We start from the raw sequence: 18,626 nt of genomic DNA, 5'->3' as shown, positions 1-18,626 counted from the left end.
GCGGCGGGAAGGCCGGCGATGACGGCCGTCGAGCGCGCGCAGCGCCACGAGCAGCGCGAGATGGTGACGCTGGTTACCGCGCGGGTGGGCGACGCCATCCTGCGCAAGCCGCATTTCGTCGATGCCGAAACCGACCTGCTGACGCTGTGCCGCGAACTCGCGGCGCGCGGCATCACCGATGCGCTGGTGCGGGACGGCACGCGCTTGGGCATCTTCACCACCACCAACCTGGTGCAGGCGATCCTGCGCGAGACGCCCCCCGCGGCGCTGAAGGTGCGCGACTTCACCAGCTTCACGCCCTTTTCCGTCTCGATCGACGACGACCTTTTCGACGCGATGACGCTGATGCTGCGCCACCGCATCCACCGCGTGTTGGTGCGCGAGGGCGATGCGGTTGCCGGCATTCTCAGCCAGCTGGACCTGATGGGCTTCCTGGCCAACCAGTCGCACCTGGTCGCGGCCGAGATCGCGCGGGCGACCAGCCCGGCCGAACTGGCCCGGCCCGCCGCCCAGGTCGAGGCGCTGATCCGCGCCCTGCACGAGGACGGCGTGCGAATCGAGGTCATCGCCGGGCTGGTCGGCGGGCTGAACCGGCAGATCTTTCGCCGGCTGTGGCAGCTGCTGGCGCCGCAGGCGCTGCGCGACAACAGCTGCCTGATCGTCATGGGCAGCGAGGGGCGGTCGGAACAAATCATCCGCACCGACCAGGACAACGCCCTGATCCTGCGCGACGATTTCAGCTTCGACGGGCTCGACCGGGTGACGCAGGCCTTTACCGAGGCATTGATCTCCTTCGGCTATCCGCCCTGTCCGGGCGGCATCATGCTGAGCCGGCCGCTGTGGTGCCAGAGCGTGCAGGGCTTCGGCGACACCATCCGCGACTGGGTCCATGGCGGCGATGCCGAGGGGCCGATGAACCTGGCGATCTTTCTCGATGCCGCGGCGGTGGCGGGCGACGAAGGGCTCTTGGTCGCGCTGCGGGACCGGCTGCGGCGCATCCTGACCGGCAGCGACAGTTTCCATGCCCGCTTCGCCGCCGCGATCCGGCAGTTCGACAGCGGCGCCGAGGGCGGCTGGTGGCGTCGCCTGCCGGGGATGCGCGGACCCGAGGCGGCCGAGATCGACCTCAAGAAGCTGGGCATCTTCCCGGTCGTGCATGGCACCCGCGCCCTGGCGCTGGAATATGGCATCGCTGCGACCGGCACCCGCGCCCGCTTGCAGGCGCTGGCGGCGGCGGGGCGCATCGATGCCGGGCTGGCGCGCGACCTGACCGACGCGCTGCATTGCATGATGGCGCTGAAGCTGGACGGCAACCTGGCGCAGATCGCGCGCGGGCAGGCGCCCGACAACAGCATCCGTCCCGCCGACCTGGGCCGGCTGGATCGCCAGGCCCTGCGCGATTCGCTGAACATCGTGCGCGATTTCAAGCAATGGCTGGGCCAGCATTACCGGCTGGACCTGCTATGAGGCGGCGCGACGGTCCCCGATCCGAGGTGCTGCTGGCGCTGTGCGGCGCCGGTTTCCTGCTGCTCAATTTCCCGCTGCTGCTGGTCTGGGACCAGCCGCTGACGGTGCTGGGGCTGCCGCTGCTGCCGGTGGCGCTGTTCGTGATCTGGATCGGGCTGATCGCCGCCCTGGCCTGGGTCAGCGCGCCGCGCACCGGCCGCGGCGGCAAGGAGCCGCGGGACGCCGGGGAGCGCGAGGGATGATCCAGCCTGCCCTGGTCCTTGCGGTTTCCTTTGGCTACCTGCTGCTCTTGGTGGCGGTGGCGGCGCATGGCGACCGCCGCGCCGGCCAGGGCCGCTCGCTGATCGACAACAGCCTGGTCTATGCGCTGTCCTGGGCGGTCTATTGCTCGGCCTGGACCTATTTCGGCAGCGTCGGGCGCGCCGCCTCGGGCGGGGTGTGGTTCCTGCCGATCTATCTGGGGCCGATGCTGGCCATGCTGCTGGCCTGGCTGGTGCTGCGCAAGATGGTGCGGATCGCCCGCAGCTACCGCATCACCTCGATCGCGGATTTCATCGCCAGCCGCTATGGCAAGAGCCCGCTGCTGGCGGCGCTGGTCACGCTGATCACCGTTGTCGGCATCCTGCCCTATATCGCCTTGCAATTGAAAGCGGTCTCGGCCGGCTACGAGGCGCTGACCGGCGGCCCCGGCCCGGCCGATGCGGCCTGGTGGCAGGACGGCACGCTTTACATGGCGCTGTCGCTGGCCGGTTTCGCCGTGGTCTTCGGCACCCGCCACCTGGACCTGTCCGAGCGGCACGAAGGCATGGTCGCCGCCATCGCCTTCGAATCGGCGGTCAAGCTGGCGGCCTTCCTGGCGGTGGGCATCTTCGTCACCTACGGGCTTTTCGGCGGCATGGGCGACATCTGGGCGCGGGCGCAGGCCCAGCCCGACATCGCCGCGTTGTTGCAACTGGGCGGGCAGGGGTTCCAGGGCTTCCAGGGCGCGCAATGGTTCACGCTGACGCTGCTGTCGATGCTGTCGGTGCTGCTGCTGCCGCGGCAGTTTCAGATGATGGTGGTCGAATGCGTGAACGAGCGGCACATCCTGCCCGCCTCGTGGCAGTTTCCGGCCTATCTGCTGCTGATCAACATCTTCGTGCTGCCCATCGCCATCGGCGGGATGCTGATCTTCGGCGACGGCGGGGCGGGGGCGGAAAGCTATGTGCTGACGCTGCCCCTGTCGCAGGGTGCGGAATGGCTGGCGCTGCTGGCCTATCTGGGCGGGCTTTCGGCGGCGACGGGCATGATCATCGTGGAAACCGTCGCGGTCTCGACCATGGTCTGCAACGACCTGGTGATGCCCGCCCTGCTGGGCAGCGGCCGCTTTGCCCGCACCGGGGGCGATCTGACGCAGCTTTTGCTGAACATCCGCCGGGCCGCGATCCTGCTGGTGCTGCTGCTGGGCTATCTTTATTTCCGCGTGGCGGGCGAGGCCTATGCGCTGGTCTCGATCGGGCTGATCAGCTTTGCCGCGGTGGCGCAATTCGCCCCGGCGCTCTTGGGCGGCATGTATTGGCGTGGCGCGACGAGGGCCGGCGCGCTTGGCGGGCTGATCGGCGGCTCGCTGGTCTGGGCCTATACCCTGATGCTGCCCTCGGTCGCGCGTTCGGGCTGGATTCCGGGCGGTTTCCTCGACGGTCCCTTCGGCCTGGCCTTCCTGGCACCGCAGCGCCTGTTCGGGCTGACCGGCTTTGACGAGCTGACCCATTCGCTGTTCTGGAGCCTTCTGGTCAATATCGGGCTTTATGTCGGCCTGTCGCTTCGGGGCCGCGCCTCGGCCCGCGAGGCCAGCCAGGCGCTGCTTTTCGTCGAGGTGTTCCAGCGCGGCCAGGCGCAGCCGGTCTTCTGGCGCGGCCGGGCGCGGCCCGAGGATCTGCGCCGGCTGGCCGGCCGTTTCCTGGGCGCGGCGCGGGCCGAGGCGCTGTTTCGCGACCACGCGCGCGAGACCGGAACCGCACTGGACAGCCTGACCGCCGACGCCCGGCTGGTGGAGCGGGTCGAGCGCCAGATCGCCGGCGCCATCGGCACCGCCTCGGCCCGTGTCATGGTGGAATCGGTGGCGCAAGAGGAACCGCTGAGCCTGGGCGACGTGCTGGAGATCATCGACGAGGCCTCGCAGGTGCGCACCTATGCCCGCGAGCTCGAGGAGGCGACGGTCGAGCTGCGCGCCGCCAATGAAAAGCTGAAAAGCCTCGATCAGCTCAAGGACGATTTCATGTCCTCGGTCACGCATGAATTGCGCACGCCGCTGACCTCGATCCGGGCGCTGACCGAACTGATGCTGGACACGCCCGATATCCAGCCCGCCGAGCGCGAGGAGTTCCTGGGCATCATCCTGTCGGAAAGCGAAAGGCTGAGCCGGCTGGTCAACCAGGTTCTGGACCTGGCCAAGATCGAATCCGGCATGGCCGAATGGCACAATACCGACGTGGACATGAAGGCGCTGATCGCGGCGGCCCTGCGTTCCACCGCCGAGCTGTTCCGCGAGCGTGGCGCCGAGGTGATGCTGGACCTGCCCGAGCAGGTGCCGATGGTGCTGGCCGATCCCGACCGGCTGACGCAGGTTCTGGTCAACCTTTTGTCGAATGCCGCGAAATTCGTCCCCGAGGGCCGCGGCCGGGTCGAGGTCGCCCTGCGCCATCAGGGCGACGAACTGGTGGTCATGGTGCGCGACAACGGTCCCGGCGTCGCGGCCGCGGACCAGGCCGCCGTCTTCGACAAGTTCCGTCAGGGCGGCGAGGCCGGCAACCGCCCGCCCGGCACCGGGCTCGGGCTTCCGATCAGCCGGCAGATCGTGGTTAATCTGGGCGGCAGGATGTGGCTGGACAGCCAGCCGGGGCAGGGGGCGTGCTTTGCCTTCAGCCTGCCGCTTTCGCAGCAAGGGAGGGTTGGATGACGGAGAGGGTGCTGATCGCGGATGACGAGCCGAATATCGTTGTCTCGCTGTCCTTCATGCTCAAGCGCGAGGGCTACGAGGTGCTGGTTGCGCCCGACGGTACCCAGGCGCTGGCGATGATCCGCGGCGAGCGACCGCGGCTGGTGCTGCTGGATGCGGCCATGCCGGGCATGAGCGGCTTCGAGGTCTGCGAGGCGGTACGCGCCGATCCCGACCTTTCCGGCATCCGCATCCTGATGCTGACCGCCAAGGGCCGCGACACCGACATCGCCCGCGGCATGGGGGCGGGGGCGGATGCCTATGTGACCAAGCCCTTCTCGACCCGCGAACTGATCGTGCGCATCCGCGAGATGCTGGCATGAGGCCCGGGCCGCGCCGCCTGCTGCTTGCCGCCGCGCCGGGGCTGGCGCTGGCGCTTTGGGCGCTGCTGGGCGCGGGGCTGTTTTATGCCTCGCTGCCCCTGGGGCCGCGCGGGGGGCTGGGCGCCGCCTTGGCCCCGGCGCTGCAAGCCAGCGGCGCGATCCTGTTCGGCTGGTGGCTGGTGGGCGCGGCGCTGACGGGCTGGTGGGCGGCGCGGCTTCATGCCCGCCATGTCGAGGCACCGGCGCGGCTGGCCGATGCCGCGCGGCTCTTGGCCGGGAATGCCGACGCGCCGCGGCCGCAGGCGGATGGTGCGCTGGCCGGGCTGGCCGATGCGGTGAACCGGCTGGCCGACCAGCGCCAGACCCTGCAGACCGACATGGCCCGGCTGGTGGCCGAGGCGCAAGAGAAGGTGGCGCAGGAACGCGACCAGCTTGGCGCGCTGATGGCCGAGCTGCGCCAAAGCGTCGTGGTCTGCAATCTCGACGGCCGCATCCTGCTTTACAATGACCATGCCCGCGGGCTGTTCCATCGCGTCTCGGGCGGGCAGCTTGCCGGCGGGGCCGAGGCGATCGGGCTGGGCCGCTCGATCCACGCGGTGATCGACCGCGCGCTGATCGAGCATGCGCGCGAGACGGTGGACCGCCATATCGCGCGGGGCGACACGGCGGTTTCGGCGCAATTCGTCACCACCACCACCACCGGCAGCCTGCTGCATGTCGTGCTGGCGCCGGTGCGGCCGCAGGCGGGCGCGATCAGCGGCTATGTGCTGCTGCTTGACGACATCACCCAGGATTATGCCGCCCAGTCCCGCCGCGACCGCCGCCTGACCGAGCTGACCGAGGCCAGCCGCGCCTCGCTGGCCAATATGGGCGCGGCGCTGGACATGCTGGATTATCCCGACCTGGAGCCGGCCGAGCGCGACGGCTTCCACGCCATCGTCCGCGACGAGGTGGCGGCCATGGGCCAGCGGCTGGCGGCGATGACGGCCGATGCCTCGCAAGAGATCCTGACCCGCTGGCCCCTGCAGGAGATGCTGGGCGACGACCTGCTGGCGGCGGCGGCGCAGCATGTGCTGGCGCAGACCGGGCGGGTGGCCAAGGTGGAAAGCGCCGATGACGGTTTGTGGCTGCGACTGGACAGCTTTTCGCTGATCCAGGCGCTTGGCGCGCTGGCAGAATCGCTGTCGGGGCCGCAGGGCATGCCGTCCCTGACGCTGCGCCTTGCGCCTGCCGCGACGCCGGGCTGGGCGCATCTGGACCTGGTCTGGCCGCTCGATCCGGCCGCCCCGGCCGCGGGCGGCGATGGCGGCGCGCAGGCCGCCGCCCGCGACATCGCCGAGCGGCATGGCGGCGAATTGTGGCTGGAGCAGGACCGCCCGGCCGGCCTGTCCTTTTTCCGCTTCCTGCTGCCGACCGCCTCGGCCGGGCCCGAGGCCGAGGCGCTGGAGACGCGGCCGGAATTCTATGATTTCGACCTGTTCGCGGCCAGCGATTCCAGCCGCTCGCTGGACGACCAACTGCTGGAGCGGCTGAGCTATACCGTCTTCGACACCGAGACGACCGGCCTGAACCCGGCGCAGGGCGACGAGATCATCCAGATCGGCGCGCTGCGCATCCTGAACGGCAAGATGCTGCGTGGCGAGCGTTTCGACCAGCTGGTCGATCCGGGCCGCGAGATTCCGCCCGAATCCATCCCCTATCACGGCATCCGCCCCGAGATGGTGCAGGGCCAGCCCCGCATCGCCGCGGTGCTGCCGGCCTTCCACGCCTATGCCGCGGACACGGTGCTGGTCGGCCACAACGTCGCCTTCGACATGCGCTTTTTGCAGATGAAAGAGGCGGCGACCGGGCTGCGCTTCGACCAGCCGGTGCTGGATACGCTGCTGCTGGCCAGCATCGCCCAGCCGCACGAGCCCTCGCATTCGCTGGAAGCCATCGCGGCGCGGCTGGGGGTCGAGATCACCCAGCGCCACAACGCGCTGAGCGATGCGCTGGTGACGGCCGAGGTGTTCCTGCGCCTGCTGCCGCTGCTGAAGGCGCGGGGCATCGTCACCCTGGGCCAGGCGCGCGCGGCGGCCGAGCATTCCTATTACGCCCGGCTGCGCTATTGACGGGCAGGGCCGGCGCCGGCCCTGCCCATGGCATCACAGCGCGCCAAGGTTCCAGAACAGCGTTTCGCCCGAACTGTCGTCCACGCCGTCATTGTCGGTCACCACCCAGGCGTCGCCCCGTGCGTCGAAGGCCAGCCCCTCGACCTTGTCCACGACATAGCCGTTGGTCAGCGCCCGCAGTTCCGGGATCAGGTCGCGGATTTCTTCCTTGGCGACGACCGGCAACTCGCCGTCCAGCGGGGCCGGCTGCAGGTCGGCCAGCGCCACGCGGAAGATCTTCTTCACCGCCGCCTTGTCGCCGATCAGGTTGTCGCGCTCGATGACATAGGCGTGCCCGCCCTTCACCGCGATTTCCGACAGGCCCATCCAGCCCTCGCCCTTCGGCTCCAGCGGATAGCGCACTGCGCCCCATTCCCCGGCATCGAGATCATAGGCCAGCAGCTTCACCTGACCCTGCGGATCGTCGCCCCATTCGCGCTGCATCGCGACCCAAAGCGTGTTGCCCACCTTGGCGATGCCCTCGGCGCCGAAGCGGGTCTGATGCGCCAGCAATACGGCGGGCAGGGCGATTTCCTGCGTGATCTCGCCCGTCTCGTTCACATGCAGGATTGCGTGGGGCACCAGCTTGGCCGCATCGCCCTCGTTCGCCAGCCAGAAGCCGCCTTCGCCATCCGAGGTCAGCCCCTCGATGTCGAGCTTTTGCGCCGGATCGCCGCCGCGGGTGACGATGGTCTGCTTCACGATCCGCGCCGGTTTCGTGCCGGTGTCAATCTCGTAGATCGAGGGCATGGCGGAATAGACGCTGTCCGAGGCGGCGAACAGCCGGTCCTCGCGCCTGGGGGCCGAGGCCAGCGCGCCAAGCGCACCCCAGCCGATCAGCCCGTCGGCGCCGGCCGAGGTCAGCATGGGATAGGCCGGTTCCGCGATGCTGCGCTCGAAGATCATCACATGCGCCCGTGCCGCGCCATCCTCGCCCAGGTCGGCCTCGTTGGCAGTGACGAACAGGTTGCGCGCCGGGATGGCGACCGCCCCTTCGGGCGAGATGCCCGAGGGCAGGATCTGGGTCAGTTGCGGCGCTGCCGGGTCGGTCAGGTCATAGACCGCCACGACCGAGGCACGCTCGGACAGCACGAACAGATAGGGCGTCTCGCCAAAGCGGGCGAACTCGACGCTTTCGATCTCGACCCCTTTGGATTTCGAGCGTTTTTCGGGATAGTGGCCGATCTCGGCGATGGCATGTTCCAGCGTGGCGCCGGATTCGGAAACGACCGTGCCGTCCTTGTTCCAGATGGTGAAGCCGCGCGAGCCGCCCTTCCAGTCGCCTTCGTTGGCGGTGACGAAATGGTCGGCGTCGATCCATTTCACCCCGTCGGGTTCGCGCGGGATCGGGTCGGTCTTGCCGGAAAAGTCCAGCCTGCCATCGGTCCTGGTATCGACATTCTCCAGCGCCACGGCGCCGGCCGGGAAATGCGCGGCGACCCGGCCGTCGGCGCCGATGACGGCGATGTGGTTGTTTTCCTGAAGCGTGACGACGATCTCGCCCGCCTCGTTGATGTCGACGAATTCGGGTTCGGGGTCTTCGGGGGCGATGCCGGCCAGGCCGGTCAGGTCGATCCGCTCAAGCGCCGCGCAATCGGGCATGCCGTCGCGGATGGGCAGCTTGGCCAGGAAGCCGGCGGGCATCTGCGGCAAGCCGCCGTCGCCCGCCTCCTCGTCGCGCTCGTTCTCGATCGCCACGGCCAGGAAGCTGCCGTCCGGCGCCACCGCCACCGAATCCGGCTGGCCGCCCAGGTCGCAGGATGCCACCTCGGCCGCGCTGTCCAGATCGACCACTGCAAGCCGGCCCGAGGGTTTGGCACGGCTTTCCGAGGTGCTCACGCCGACGAAGGCGTGCGTGCCGATGATATGGGCGGTCGTCGGCTCGCCCTGCAGCGCGACATTGCCCAGCGGTTTCGGCGCCTTGGGATCGCGGATGTCGATCAGCCCGACCACGCCCAACGGGCTGTCAGTATAGATCAGCGTCATGCCGTCGGGCGAGGCCGAGACGATCTCGGCCGAGGAAGCGCGCGCCCTGTCTTCGCCCTCGGCCATGTTGGCGATGACCGGGATGGAGGCGATGCGGTTGAAGCTTTCGGACAGGGCGGGGCCGGCAAGAAGCGCAAGCATCGAGGCGGCGGAAAGCAGGCGGGCGGTCATGGCAACTCCTGGGATGCGGGTCGCGCGGACGCTAGGGCCGGCATGCAACGGTTCGGCAACGGTTGGCGGACAGTTTGATGTCATTCCTCCGGCTGCGCGGGGCGAAACCTGGGGGCGGGACCGGGGGGCAGGACCGGGACGCCGGCGCAGCGTCGCGCTGGGAAACTGCCGCCGTGCCTTGCCGGGATTCATTGGCTGTCAAAATAATTTGCAATACAAATTATTTTGACATACATGTATCATCATGACCAATCATCCGACCCCTGCGCGCGGCGGTTTCGGCCGCTATTTCGTGACGCTCGGCCGCCAGTGGCGGCGGGCCGTCGAGCAGGCCCTGGCCCCGGCCGGGCTGACCGATGCGACCTGGGCGCCGCTCATCCATCTGGCCGAGGGCGGCGACGGCATCAGCCAGACCGAGCTTGCCGCAAGGCTGGCGCTGGACGGCTCGACGCTGGTGCGGCTGCTGGACCTGCTGGAGGGCCGCGGCCTGGTCGAGCGCCGGCCCGATCCCGCCGACCGCCGTGCCCGCCGCATCCTGCTGACCGCCGCCGGCCGGGACGAGGTGGCGCGCCTGCGCCGGCTGCTGGACCGGATCGAGGCGGAACTGCTGGCCGATCTGGACGATGCCGCGCTGGACGAGATGCTGCGCCACCTGTCCCGGATCGAGGCGCGCATCGCCCACAGGCTGGCGGTCGGGCAGGAATGAGCGCGGACTGGCTGCTGCGGCGCGGCTTCGACGGGGGCAGGCTGTGCTTTGCCAGCCGCACGGCACTGGCCTGCTGCCTTGCGGTTCTGGTCGCCTGGGCCATGGGGCTGGAGCATCCGCAATGGTCTGGCATGTCGGTCTGGGCGGCGGCGCAGCCCTTGCGCGGGCAATTGCTCGAAAAGGCCTTCTTCCGCTTTGCCGGGACGCTGGTCGGCACGGGGGCGGGGGTGCTGCTGGTGCTGGGCGCGCCGCTGCATCCGGGGATCCTGGTGCTGGGGCTGGCGCTCTGGGTCGGGCTTTGCACCTGGGCCGGCAATCTCCAGCGCGGCTTTATCGCCTATGGCACGGTGCTGGCGGGCTATTCGGCCTCGATGGTGGCGCTGCTGGACACGGCGCATCCCGACCGGGTGCTGCATCTGGGCGCCGACCGGTTGGCGACGGTGCTGACCGGGGTCGTGGTGGCGACGCTGGCCGGCTATTTCCTGGCCGGGCAGGGCGGTGTCGCCGATCTGCGCGCCCGCATCGGCGGCCTGCTGGTCGATCTGCTGCGCCATCTGGCCGGAACGGCGCCGGCCGAGGGCCGGGCGCTGCTGTCGCGCATCGCCGCGCTGGAGGAGGGCCTCGATCCCCATGCCGCCGGTTCGCTGCGCTCGCGGCGCGAGGTGCGGGCCAGCCGGGCGGTGCTGCTTGCCGCCATGCCGCTGCTGCTGCGGGCCGAGGGCGCGGCGCCGGTGCCGGTGCCGCTGGCGCGGCGGCTGGCCGATGCGGCGGGGGCGCTGGATCGCGGCGATGCGGCGGCGGCGTGCCGCATCCTTGCCACCCCCGAGGGCGATGACGAGCTGCGCCGGCTGGTGCAGGGGCTGGCCGAGGCGCTGCGCGGCTGGGATGCGCATCCCGTCCCGCCTGCTGCGCCGCCGCCGGTGGCGCTGCATCGCGACTGGATCGGCGCACGCGAGGCCGGGTTGCGTGCCGGCGGGGCGATGCTGCTGTTCGGCATGATCTGGCTGGCCACCGGCTGGAGCCTCGGCCCCTTCATGCTGCTGGGCCTGTCGGTGATGATCTCGCTGTTCTCGACCTTCGAGAACCCGGCCCAGATGATGCGCTACGTCAGCGCCGGGCAGGCGCTCGGCATGGTGGCGGCGATCCTGTGCCACTGGCTGCTCTGGCCCCTGGCCCGGACCGAATTGCAGCAGATCCTGATGCTGGTGCCCTTGCTGATGCTGGCACCGCTTTTGGCCGGACACCGCCGGACCATGCTGGCCGCCACGGATTACAGCATGATCCTGTTGCTGATGTCGCAGCCGCATCTGCCGCTGCAGGAAGGCTTGCCGGACCTGCTGCTGAAGGGGCTGGCGGTCCTGGCCGCGCCGCTGACGGCCTGGGCCGGTTACCGGCTGGTCTATCCGGTCAGCCTGCAACGCCGCCAGCGGCACCTGGTGCAGATGATGCTGCGCGATCTGGCCGCGATCGCCGGCAACCCGGATGCGCTGGCGCGCCGCCGGGTCTGGCAGGCGCGGCTGTATCATCGTGCGCTGCGGCTGGTGCGGCTTTCCGAGCGGCTGGCCGGGGCGCGCGACCGGGCGCTGGCGCAAAGCCTTGCCATCCTGACCCTGGCCCATGCCGCGATGCGCTGCCACGCGCTGCTGGCCGCGCCCGACACGCCGGACCCGACCCGACGCGCGGCGGGGCTGGCCCGGCGGCGGCTGGCGCGCATCGCCCGCGACGCCGGCCGCGCCGGCCCCAGCCTCGACCGGCTGGCGCAGCGTCTGGACGGCGCCGAGGCGCAGGCCATCCGGCAGGCGGCCCGCGGTTTGCGGCATGTGGCGCCGGCCACCTGACCGCGCGGCGCTGGCGCGGGCTTCCGCCCTGTCAGCCCGCCAGCGGGCTTTTTTGCGCCGTATGGGGCTGGACGAGGTCATAGGCATGGCCCAGTTCCAGCACCGCCCGGTCTGCGTGCGGCGGCCCCATGATCTGCAACCCCATCGGCAGGCCCTGCGCGCCGAAGCCCGCCGGCACCGCCAGCACGGGGATGCCGGCCATGCTGCCCGGTATCACCACCTCCATCCAGCGGTGATAGCTGTCCATCCTGCGCCCGGCGATCTCCTTCGGCCAGGGCTCGCCGGCGTCGAAGGGGAAAAGCTGCGCCGTGGGCAGCGCCAGGTAATCGTAGCGGTCGAACAGCCGCAGAACCTCCTGGTACCAGGCCGAGCGCGTCACCGAAGCCTCGAAGACCTGGCTGCCGGTCAGCGCGCGGCCGGTCTCGATCTCCCAGATCGCCTCGGGCTTCAGCAATGCGCGGGTGCGGGGCAGGTCGTGGACCGCCCGCAGGCTGCCCGAGACCAGAAAGCTGCGCAGCACGACCCAGGCCGACCACAGCCGCGCCATGTCGAATTGCGGCAGGGCGGGCTCGACGGCGCAGCCCATCGCCTCGAAGATCCGCAGCGCGCTTTCGCAGGTGTCCAGCACGCCCGGTGCCATCGCCAGATGGCCGCCCAGATCGCCCAGCCAGCCGATCCGCTTGCCCCTGGCATCGCCGGCCAGCGGCGCGGCGAATTCCGCGCCGTCGCCCGCCAGCGACAGCGGCAGCCGCGGATCGCGGCCGGCCTGGGTCGCAAGCAGCATGGCAAGGTCGGCGACATTGCGCGCCATCGGCCCCTCGTGGCCGAGCTGCTGGAAGAACAGCTCGGGCGCCGGGCCGTTGGGCACCCGGCCCATCGAGGGGCGGAAGCCATAGACGTTGTTCCAGCCCGCCGGGTTGCGCAGCGAGCCCATCATGTCGCTGCCATCCGCGACCGGCAGCATGTGCAGCGCCAGCGCCACCGCCGCGCCGCCGGAACTGCCGCCCGCCGAAAGCGCCGGATCCCAGGCGTTCGGCGTGGTGCCGAACAGGGCGTTGTAGGTATGCGAGCCAAGGCCGAATTCCGGCGTGTTCGTCTTGCCGATCAGGATCGCGCCGGCCGCGCGGCTGCGCTCGACCAGCACGGAATCGGCCTTGGGCAGGTGGTCCCGGAGGCCGCGGAACCCCATGGTCGTGGGAATGCCGGCGGTCGCGGTCAGATCCTTGGGCGCCTGCGGGATGCCGTGCAGCCAGCCGCGCGACCGCCCCGCCGCCAGTTCCGCATCCGCCGCGCGGGCTTCGGCCAGCAGCGCCTCGCGCGGGCGCAGCGAGACGAGGGCGTTCGCCCTGGGATTCAGCGCCTCGATCCGGTCCAGGAAGGCCGTCATCACCTCGACGCAGCCCAGGTCGCGGGCCTGGATGGCGCGGCTGAGGTCCAGCGCCGAAAGCCCGGTGATCCCGGTCGCGGGCAGGGGGGTCGGGGAAGGGGTGCCGGTCGCCGGGGTCGGTTTCATCATCGCATGCGGATCAGGGGACAGGGTGGCCTGCCGGCGATGTTCGCCCGTCGCGCGGGCCGGCGCAACCCCGGTGCCTGTTCTGCGCCCGTCCTGCGCCCGATCCGGGCGGATCTGGTTCGATCGCAGCATGTCCGGGCCGCGTGACGCATATCGCAAGCCTCCTACCGCCCCTGTCGGCGTTCCGGGTCTTGGTGCTGCAGGCTAGAGCGCGCCGGCTTCCGTGCCGGCCAGCCGTGCCAGCGCCCTGTCGAGGGCCTCGGCCTCCGGTCCCAGCTCGGCGAGCAGCTCGGCCTGGAAGGCCTCGGCGATGCGCCCGAGCCGCGCCATCAGCGCGCGGCCCTCGGGCGTCAGCTCCAGCACCACCAGCCGGCGGTCGGCCGCGTTGCCCGATTTGCGCACCCAGCCCGCCTCTTGCAGCCGCGCGGCGGCGCGGCTGACCACCGACTTGTCCAGATGCACCCGCGCGTTGATGTCGCGCACGCTCACCGCGCCGGAATGGGCCAGATGCGCCAGAACCCGCCATTCGGGAATGCTCAGCCCCGCCTCGGCCGCGTAGCGGGCTGCAAAGCGGCGGCTGACCTGGGCGGCGGCGACCGACAGGCGATAGGGCAGGAACCGGTCCAGATCGAATGACATGCGCTTCTCCTTGGCCGGCAGAACAGCAGAAAGCCGTTGCGCCTGCAACAAGGATCGGCCGGGCCGCAGATCCGCGTTGACATCGTTGCCGATGCAACGGCATATTCGTTGCAACAGCAATGATGCCGACCGAGGAGGAGCGCCCATGACCCACGACCTGCCGCGCGGGATGACCCGCGCCACCGTCGCCACCGGCACGCATCCGGGCTACATGCCCGGCTTCGGCAACGATTTCGAGACCGAGGCCCTGCCCGGCGCCCTGCCGCAGGGCCAGAACAGCCCGCAGAAATGCGCCTACGGGCTTTATGCCGAGCAGCTGTCCGGCACCGCCTTCACCGCGCCGCGCGGCCAGAACGAGCGGACCTGGTGCTATCGCATCCGGCCCTCGGTCCGCCATACCGGCGATTTTGCGGCCATCGACCTGCCCCATTGGAAGACGGCGCCGAACCTGCGCGACGACATCGTCAGCCTGGGCCAGTATCGCTGGGATCCGATCCCGGTGCCGGAGGAGGAGCTGACCTGGATCACCGGCATGCGCACCATGACCACGGCCGGCGACGTGAACATCCAGGTCGGCATGGCCAGCCATGTCTACCTGGTGACGCAATCCATGCAGGATGAATACTTCTTCTCGGCCGACAGCGAATTGCTGGTAGTGCCGCAGGAGGGCCGGCTGCGCTTCTGCACGGAACTGGGCGTGATCGAGCTGGAGCCGAAGGAGATCGCCATCATCCCCCGCGGCCTCGTCTATCGCGTCGAGCTGCTGGAAGGCCCGGCCCGCGGCTTTGTCTGCGAGAATTACGGCCAGAAGTTCGACCTGCCGAACCGCGGCCCGATCGGCGCCAATTGCCTGGCCAATCCGCGCGATTTCAAATGCCCGGTCGCCGCCTTCGAGGATCGCGAGGCCCGCTCGCGCATGGTCATCAAGTGGTGCGGCCGGTTCCACGAGACCTGGATCGACCACAGCCCGCTGGACGTGGTGGCCTGGCACGGCAATTACTGCCCCTGCAAATACGACCTGCGGACCTATGCGCCGGTGGGTGCGGTGCTGTTCTACCATCCCGACCCGTCGATCTTCACCGTGCTGACCGCGCCCTCGGGGCAGGAGGGGCCGGCGAATATCGACTTCGTGCTGTTCCGGGAACGCTGGCAGGTGGCCGAACACAGCTTCCGCCCGCCCTGGTATCACAAGAACATCATGTCCGAGCTGATGGGCAATATCCACGGCATCTACGACGCCAAGCCGCAGGGCTTCGCGCCGGGCGGCATCAGCCTGCACAATTGCATGCTGCCGCACGGCCCCGACCGCGACGCCTTCGAGGGGGCCTCCAACGCGGAACTGAAGCCCGAGAAGCTGGACGACACCATGTCCTTCATGTTCGAGACCCGCTTTCCCCAGCACCTGACCGAATTCGCCGCCCGCGAGGCCCCGATGCAGAAGGACTATATCGAGGTCTGGAAAAAGCTGGAGAAGAAGTTCGACGGCACGCCGGGCGGGAAGTGACGCGTACCGGGATCCGTGGCCCCCGGACCCGTGGCCCCCGGAGGCCGGGGGTTTCACACCCGTCGCCGGCTGGTTCTCGAACCGGTGGCGCACCAGCCGGCGACCTCCCGTGGGATATTTTCACAAGAAAGAAGGAAGATGCGCATGGCGTTGCTGCGGTCTCGGGTCGAAAGCGCCAATCGGCCGGATTGTCCCTTTCCCTTGAACAACCTGCCCTATGGGGTGTTCTCCGTGTCGGGCGCTGCGCCGCGCTGCGGGGTGGCCATCGGCGACATGATCCTGGATCTGGCCGAATGCGAGGCGTGCGGGCTGGTCGATGCGGACGGCACCTTCGCGCAGCCGGCACTTAACAGCTTCATGGCGCTTGGCCGGGCGCGTTGGGACGCAGTGCGTGCGCGGCTGACCGAACTGCTCGCCGAGGGCGCGACGCCAGACCTGCCGCTGGTCGCCATGTCTGACGCGCAGATGCACCTGCCGATCCGGGTCACGGAATACACCGACTTCTATGCCTCGAAGAACCATGCCTTCAACGTCGGCGTGCTGTTTCGCGGTCCCGAGAACGCCCTGCCGCCGCAATGGACGCATATGCCCATCGGCTATAACGGCCGGGCCTCGTCGGTGGTGGTCTCGGGCACGCCGATCCGGCGGCCGATGGGGCAGGTCCGGGGCGAGGCCGGGCCGGAATGGGTGCCCTGCCGCCGGCTGGACCTGGAGCTGGAGCTGGGCGCCGTCGTCGGCGCGGACAGCGAGATGGGCAGCCGCGTCAGCGTCGATCAGGCCGAGGCGATGATCTTCGGCTATGTCCTGCTGAACGACTGGTCGGCGCGCGACATCCAGGCCTGGGAATACCAGCCGCTGGGGCCCTTCCAGTCCAAGGCGCTTGGCACCACCATCGGCGCCTGGATCGTGACCCAGGCGGCGCTGGAGCCGTTCCGTTGCGCAGGGGCCGAGAGGCTGAACCCGCTGCTGCCCTATCTGCACGAGCGGCGGCCGGGGCTTTACGACCTGGAGCTCGGCTGGACCATGAACGGCCAGGTGATGGGACGGACGAATTACAACGTCATGTATTACTCCAGCGCCCAGCAGCTGGCGCATCACACCAGTTCCGGCTGCCCGATGCGGGTCGGCGACCTCCTGGGCTCGGGCACGATCTCGGGGCCGGGCCGCGACCAGGCCGGGGCGCTGCTGGAGATGACCGGGGGCGGCAAGGCGCCGGTCACGGTCAATGGCGCGCCCCGCACCTTCATCGAGGATGGCGACGAGATCGGGCTTTTCGCCCATGCGCAGGGCGCGGGCTATCGCATCGGCTTCGGACCCTGCACCGGGCGCATCCTGCCGGCGCAGCCATGAGCGCGGCCCTGGCGGCGGCAGGGGGGCTGTCGCCGGTCCTGCTGCGGCATCGGCGCGCGCCCGAAACCCGCCCGGCCCGTTGATCGGCGCCGCGCGGTCGGGCAACATCGGCCAGGCGCGCGCTTGTCGACCAGGCGCCCAGCAGCCGGGCGCCGGCATGGAGAAGACATGGAGAAAAGGACCGAGTTCCACATCTGGTATTGGATCCTGGCCTTCCTGGCCGTGATCCTGGTCCAGGATCTGTTGTCGGGCGCGCGCGATGTCGCGCCGATCAGCTACAGCCAGTTCGAGGATTACCTGGAGCAGGGCCGCATCTCGTCGGTGGCGGTTGGCGGCGACCGCATCACCGGCAATTTCAATAGCCCGGTCGACGGCCGCAACCAGTTCGTCACCACCCTGGTCGATCCGGCCGTCCTGGAGCGCATCGACCAGGCCGGGGTCGAGATCAGCGGCGTGCCGCAGAACACCTGGCTTGGCGCGCTGCTGTCCTGGGTGGTGCCGGTGGTGCTGTTCCTGGCGCTGTGGATGTTCGTCTTTCGCAAGTTCGCCGAGCGCCAGGGCCTGGGCGGCTTCATGCAGGTCGGCAAGAGCCGGGCCAAGGTCTATATGGAAAAGGAAACCGGCGTGACATTCGCCGATGTCGCCGGCGTGGACGAGGCCAAGGCCGAGCTGGAGGAGATCATCGCCTTCCTGCGCGACCCCGAGGGCTATGGCCGCCTGGGCGCGCGCATTCCCAAGGGGGTGCTGCTGGTCGGCCCGCCCGGCACCGGCAAGACGCTGCTGGCGCGGGCCGTGGCGGGCGAGGCGGGGGTGACCTTCCTGTCGATCTCGGGCTCGGAATTCGTCGAGCTGTTCGTCGGCGTCGGTGCCGCGCGGGTGCGCGACCTGTTCGAGCAGGCCCGCAAGAGCGCCCCGGCCATCATCTTCATCGACGAACTCGACGCGCTTGGCCGCGCCCGCAACTCGGGCCAGTTCACCGGCGGCAATGACGAGCGCGAGCAGACCCTGAACCAGCTGCTGTCCGAGCTGGACGGCTTCGACCCTTCGTCGGGCGTGGTGCTGCTGGCCGCGACCAACCGGCCCGAGATCCTGGACCCGGCGCTGCTGCGCGCCGGCCGCTTCGACCGGCAGGTGCTGGTGGACAAGCCCGACCGCAAGGGCCGCATCGACATCCTCAAGGTGCATATGAAAAAGGTGCGGCTGGCCCCGGATGTCGAGGTCGGGCAGGTCGCCGCGCTGACGCCGGGCTTTTCCGGCGCCGACCTGGCCAACCTGGTGAACGAGGCGGCGCTGCTGGCCACCCGGCGCAGCGCCGATGCCGTGGCCATGGCCGATTTCAACCAGGCGGTCGAGCGCATCGTCGCCGGGCTGGAAAAGCGCAACCGCCTGCTGAACCCGCGCGAGCGCGAGATCGTCGCCTGCCACGAGATGGGCCATGCGCTGGTCGCCATGGCGCTGCCCGGCGTGGACGTGGTCCACAAGGTCTCGATCATCCCGCGCGGCATCGGCGCGCTTGGCTATACCATCCAGCGCCCGACCGAGGACCGCTTCCTGATGACCCGCGCCGAGCTGGAGGACAAGATCGCCGTCCTGCTGGGCGGGCGGGCGGCGGAAAGCGTGGTCTTCGGCCATCTCTCGACCGGCGCGGCCGACGATCTGGTCAAGGCGACCGACATCGCCCGCGCCATGGTCACGCGCTATGGCATGGACGACGATCTGGGCCATGTCAGCTATGACAGCGACCGCCCCGGCTTCCTGGGCACGAACGAGCAGGGCTCGTGGCTGAGCCGGCGTTATTCCGAGGCCACGGCGCAGCGGATCGACGCGGGGGTCAAGCAGATCACCGACAGGATCTTTGCCCGCACGGTGGCGCTGCTCGAGGCCAATCGCGACCTCCTGGAGCAATCCGCGCGCGAATTGCTGGAGCGCGAGACGCTGGAGGATGCCGAGCTGCGTGCCTTCGCGGCAAGGGTGCGGCCGGCGGCCGCGGCCGCCTGAGCCC

Annotated in this window: 13 protein-coding genes; 10 read left to right on the top strand and 3 right to left on the bottom strand. The window is 69.8% G+C overall.

Going from position 1 to position 18,626, the window contains the following annotated elements:
* The first annotated feature begins 18 nt into the window (after nucleotides 1-18).
* From ACDP63_RS01565 to ACDP63_RS01545, 5 genes are read left to right on the top strand one after another with little or no spacing between them, the layout of a single operon-like run.
* On the top strand, nucleotides 19-1,467 hold the full coding sequence (locus tag ACDP63_RS01565) for a putative nucleotidyltransferase substrate binding domain-containing protein (RefSeq protein ID WP_024843828.1): 1,449 nt from the start codon (nucleotides 19-21) through the stop codon (nucleotides 1,465-1,467).
* Nucleotides 1,464-1,709, top strand: a complete 246-nt coding sequence (locus ACDP63_RS01560) for a hypothetical protein (RefSeq protein ID WP_024843827.1) — start codon at nucleotides 1,464-1,466, stop codon at nucleotides 1,707-1,709. The genes ACDP63_RS01565 and ACDP63_RS01560 overlap by 4 nt, the downstream gene beginning before the upstream one ends.
* A complete protein-coding gene (locus ACDP63_RS01555) occupies nucleotides 1,706-4,405 on the top strand; it encodes an ATP-binding protein (RefSeq protein ID WP_028710268.1) in 2,700 nt (899 codons plus the stop codon). Before ACDP63_RS01560 ends, ACDP63_RS01555 begins: the two co-directional genes overlap by 4 nt.
* Nucleotides 4,402-4,767, top strand: coding sequence for a response regulator transcription factor (locus ACDP63_RS01550; RefSeq protein ID WP_024843825.1), 366 nt, complete (start codon nucleotides 4,402-4,404; stop codon nucleotides 4,765-4,767). The genes ACDP63_RS01555 and ACDP63_RS01550 overlap by 4 nt, the downstream gene beginning before the upstream one ends.
* On the top strand, nucleotides 4,764-6,878 hold the full coding sequence (locus tag ACDP63_RS01545) for an exonuclease domain-containing protein (protein ID WP_024843824.1): 2,115 nt from the start codon (nucleotides 4,764-4,766) through the stop codon (nucleotides 6,876-6,878). Before ACDP63_RS01550 ends, ACDP63_RS01545 begins: the two co-directional genes overlap by 4 nt.
* A 33-nt stretch (nucleotides 6,879-6,911) precedes the next feature.
* Here ACDP63_RS01545 and ACDP63_RS01540 read toward each other — a convergent pair whose 3' ends face one another.
* Nucleotides 6,912-9,074, bottom strand: coding sequence for an esterase-like activity of phytase family protein (locus ACDP63_RS01540; RefSeq protein WP_024843823.1), 2,163 nt, complete (start codon nucleotides 9,072-9,074; stop codon nucleotides 6,912-6,914).
* Between the two features lie 244 nt (nucleotides 9,075-9,318).
* Between ACDP63_RS01540 and ACDP63_RS01535 the strand changes: the two genes are divergently transcribed.
* The gene (locus ACDP63_RS01535; RefSeq protein WP_024843822.1) at nucleotides 9,319-9,780 is read left to right on the top strand and encodes a MarR family winged helix-turn-helix transcriptional regulator; all 462 of its coding nucleotides are present in this window, start codon (nucleotides 9,319-9,321) and stop codon (nucleotides 9,778-9,780) included.
* A complete protein-coding gene (locus tag ACDP63_RS01530) occupies nucleotides 9,777-11,618 on the top strand; it encodes an FUSC family protein (RefSeq protein WP_024843821.1) in 1,842 nt (613 codons plus the stop codon). The genes ACDP63_RS01535 and ACDP63_RS01530 overlap by 4 nt, the downstream gene beginning before the upstream one ends.
* A gap of 31 nt (nucleotides 11,619-11,649) precedes the next feature.
* Here ACDP63_RS01530 and ACDP63_RS01525 read toward each other — a convergent pair whose 3' ends face one another.
* Complete coding sequence (locus ACDP63_RS01525; protein ID WP_024843820.1) at nucleotides 11,650-13,263, bottom strand: amidase; 1,614 nt, start codon at nucleotides 13,261-13,263, stop codon at nucleotides 11,650-11,652.
* 72 nt (nucleotides 13,264-13,335) lie between these two features.
* A complete protein-coding gene (locus ACDP63_RS01520) occupies nucleotides 13,336-13,770 on the bottom strand; it encodes a MarR family winged helix-turn-helix transcriptional regulator (protein ID WP_024843819.1) in 435 nt (144 codons plus the stop codon).
* Nucleotides 13,771-13,915: 145 nt separating this feature from the next.
* Here ACDP63_RS01520 and hmgA point away from each other — a divergent pair, with 145 nt between their 5' ends.
* The 3 genes from hmgA (at nucleotide 13,916) to ftsH (ending at nucleotide 18,622) form a co-directional block, all read left to right on the top strand.
* The gene (gene hmgA / locus ACDP63_RS01515; protein ID WP_409927641.1) at nucleotides 13,916-15,274 is read left to right on the top strand and encodes a homogentisate 1,2-dioxygenase; all 1,359 of its coding nucleotides are present in this window, start codon (nucleotides 13,916-13,918) and stop codon (nucleotides 15,272-15,274) included.
* 144 nt (nucleotides 15,275-15,418) lie between these two features.
* On the top strand, nucleotides 15,419-16,624 hold the full coding sequence (gene fahA, locus ACDP63_RS01510; RefSeq protein ID WP_024843451.1) for a fumarylacetoacetase: 1,206 nt from the start codon (nucleotides 15,419-15,421) through the stop codon (nucleotides 16,622-16,624).
* A 168-nt stretch (nucleotides 16,625-16,792) separates the two neighbouring features.
* Nucleotides 16,793-18,622, top strand: coding sequence for an ATP-dependent zinc metalloprotease FtsH (gene ftsH, locus ACDP63_RS01505; protein WP_024843450.1), 1,830 nt, complete (start codon nucleotides 16,793-16,795; stop codon nucleotides 18,620-18,622).
* Nucleotides 18,623-18,626 lie beyond the last annotated feature (4 nt).

Source organism: Paracoccus sp. P2, from assembly GCF_046335115.1.
Lineage (GTDB): Bacteria > Pseudomonadota > Alphaproteobacteria > Rhodobacterales > Rhodobacteraceae > Paracoccus > Paracoccus pantotrophus.
Note: the sequence above shows the minus strand (reverse complement) of the source record. Positions and strands in the feature narration are given on the sequence as shown.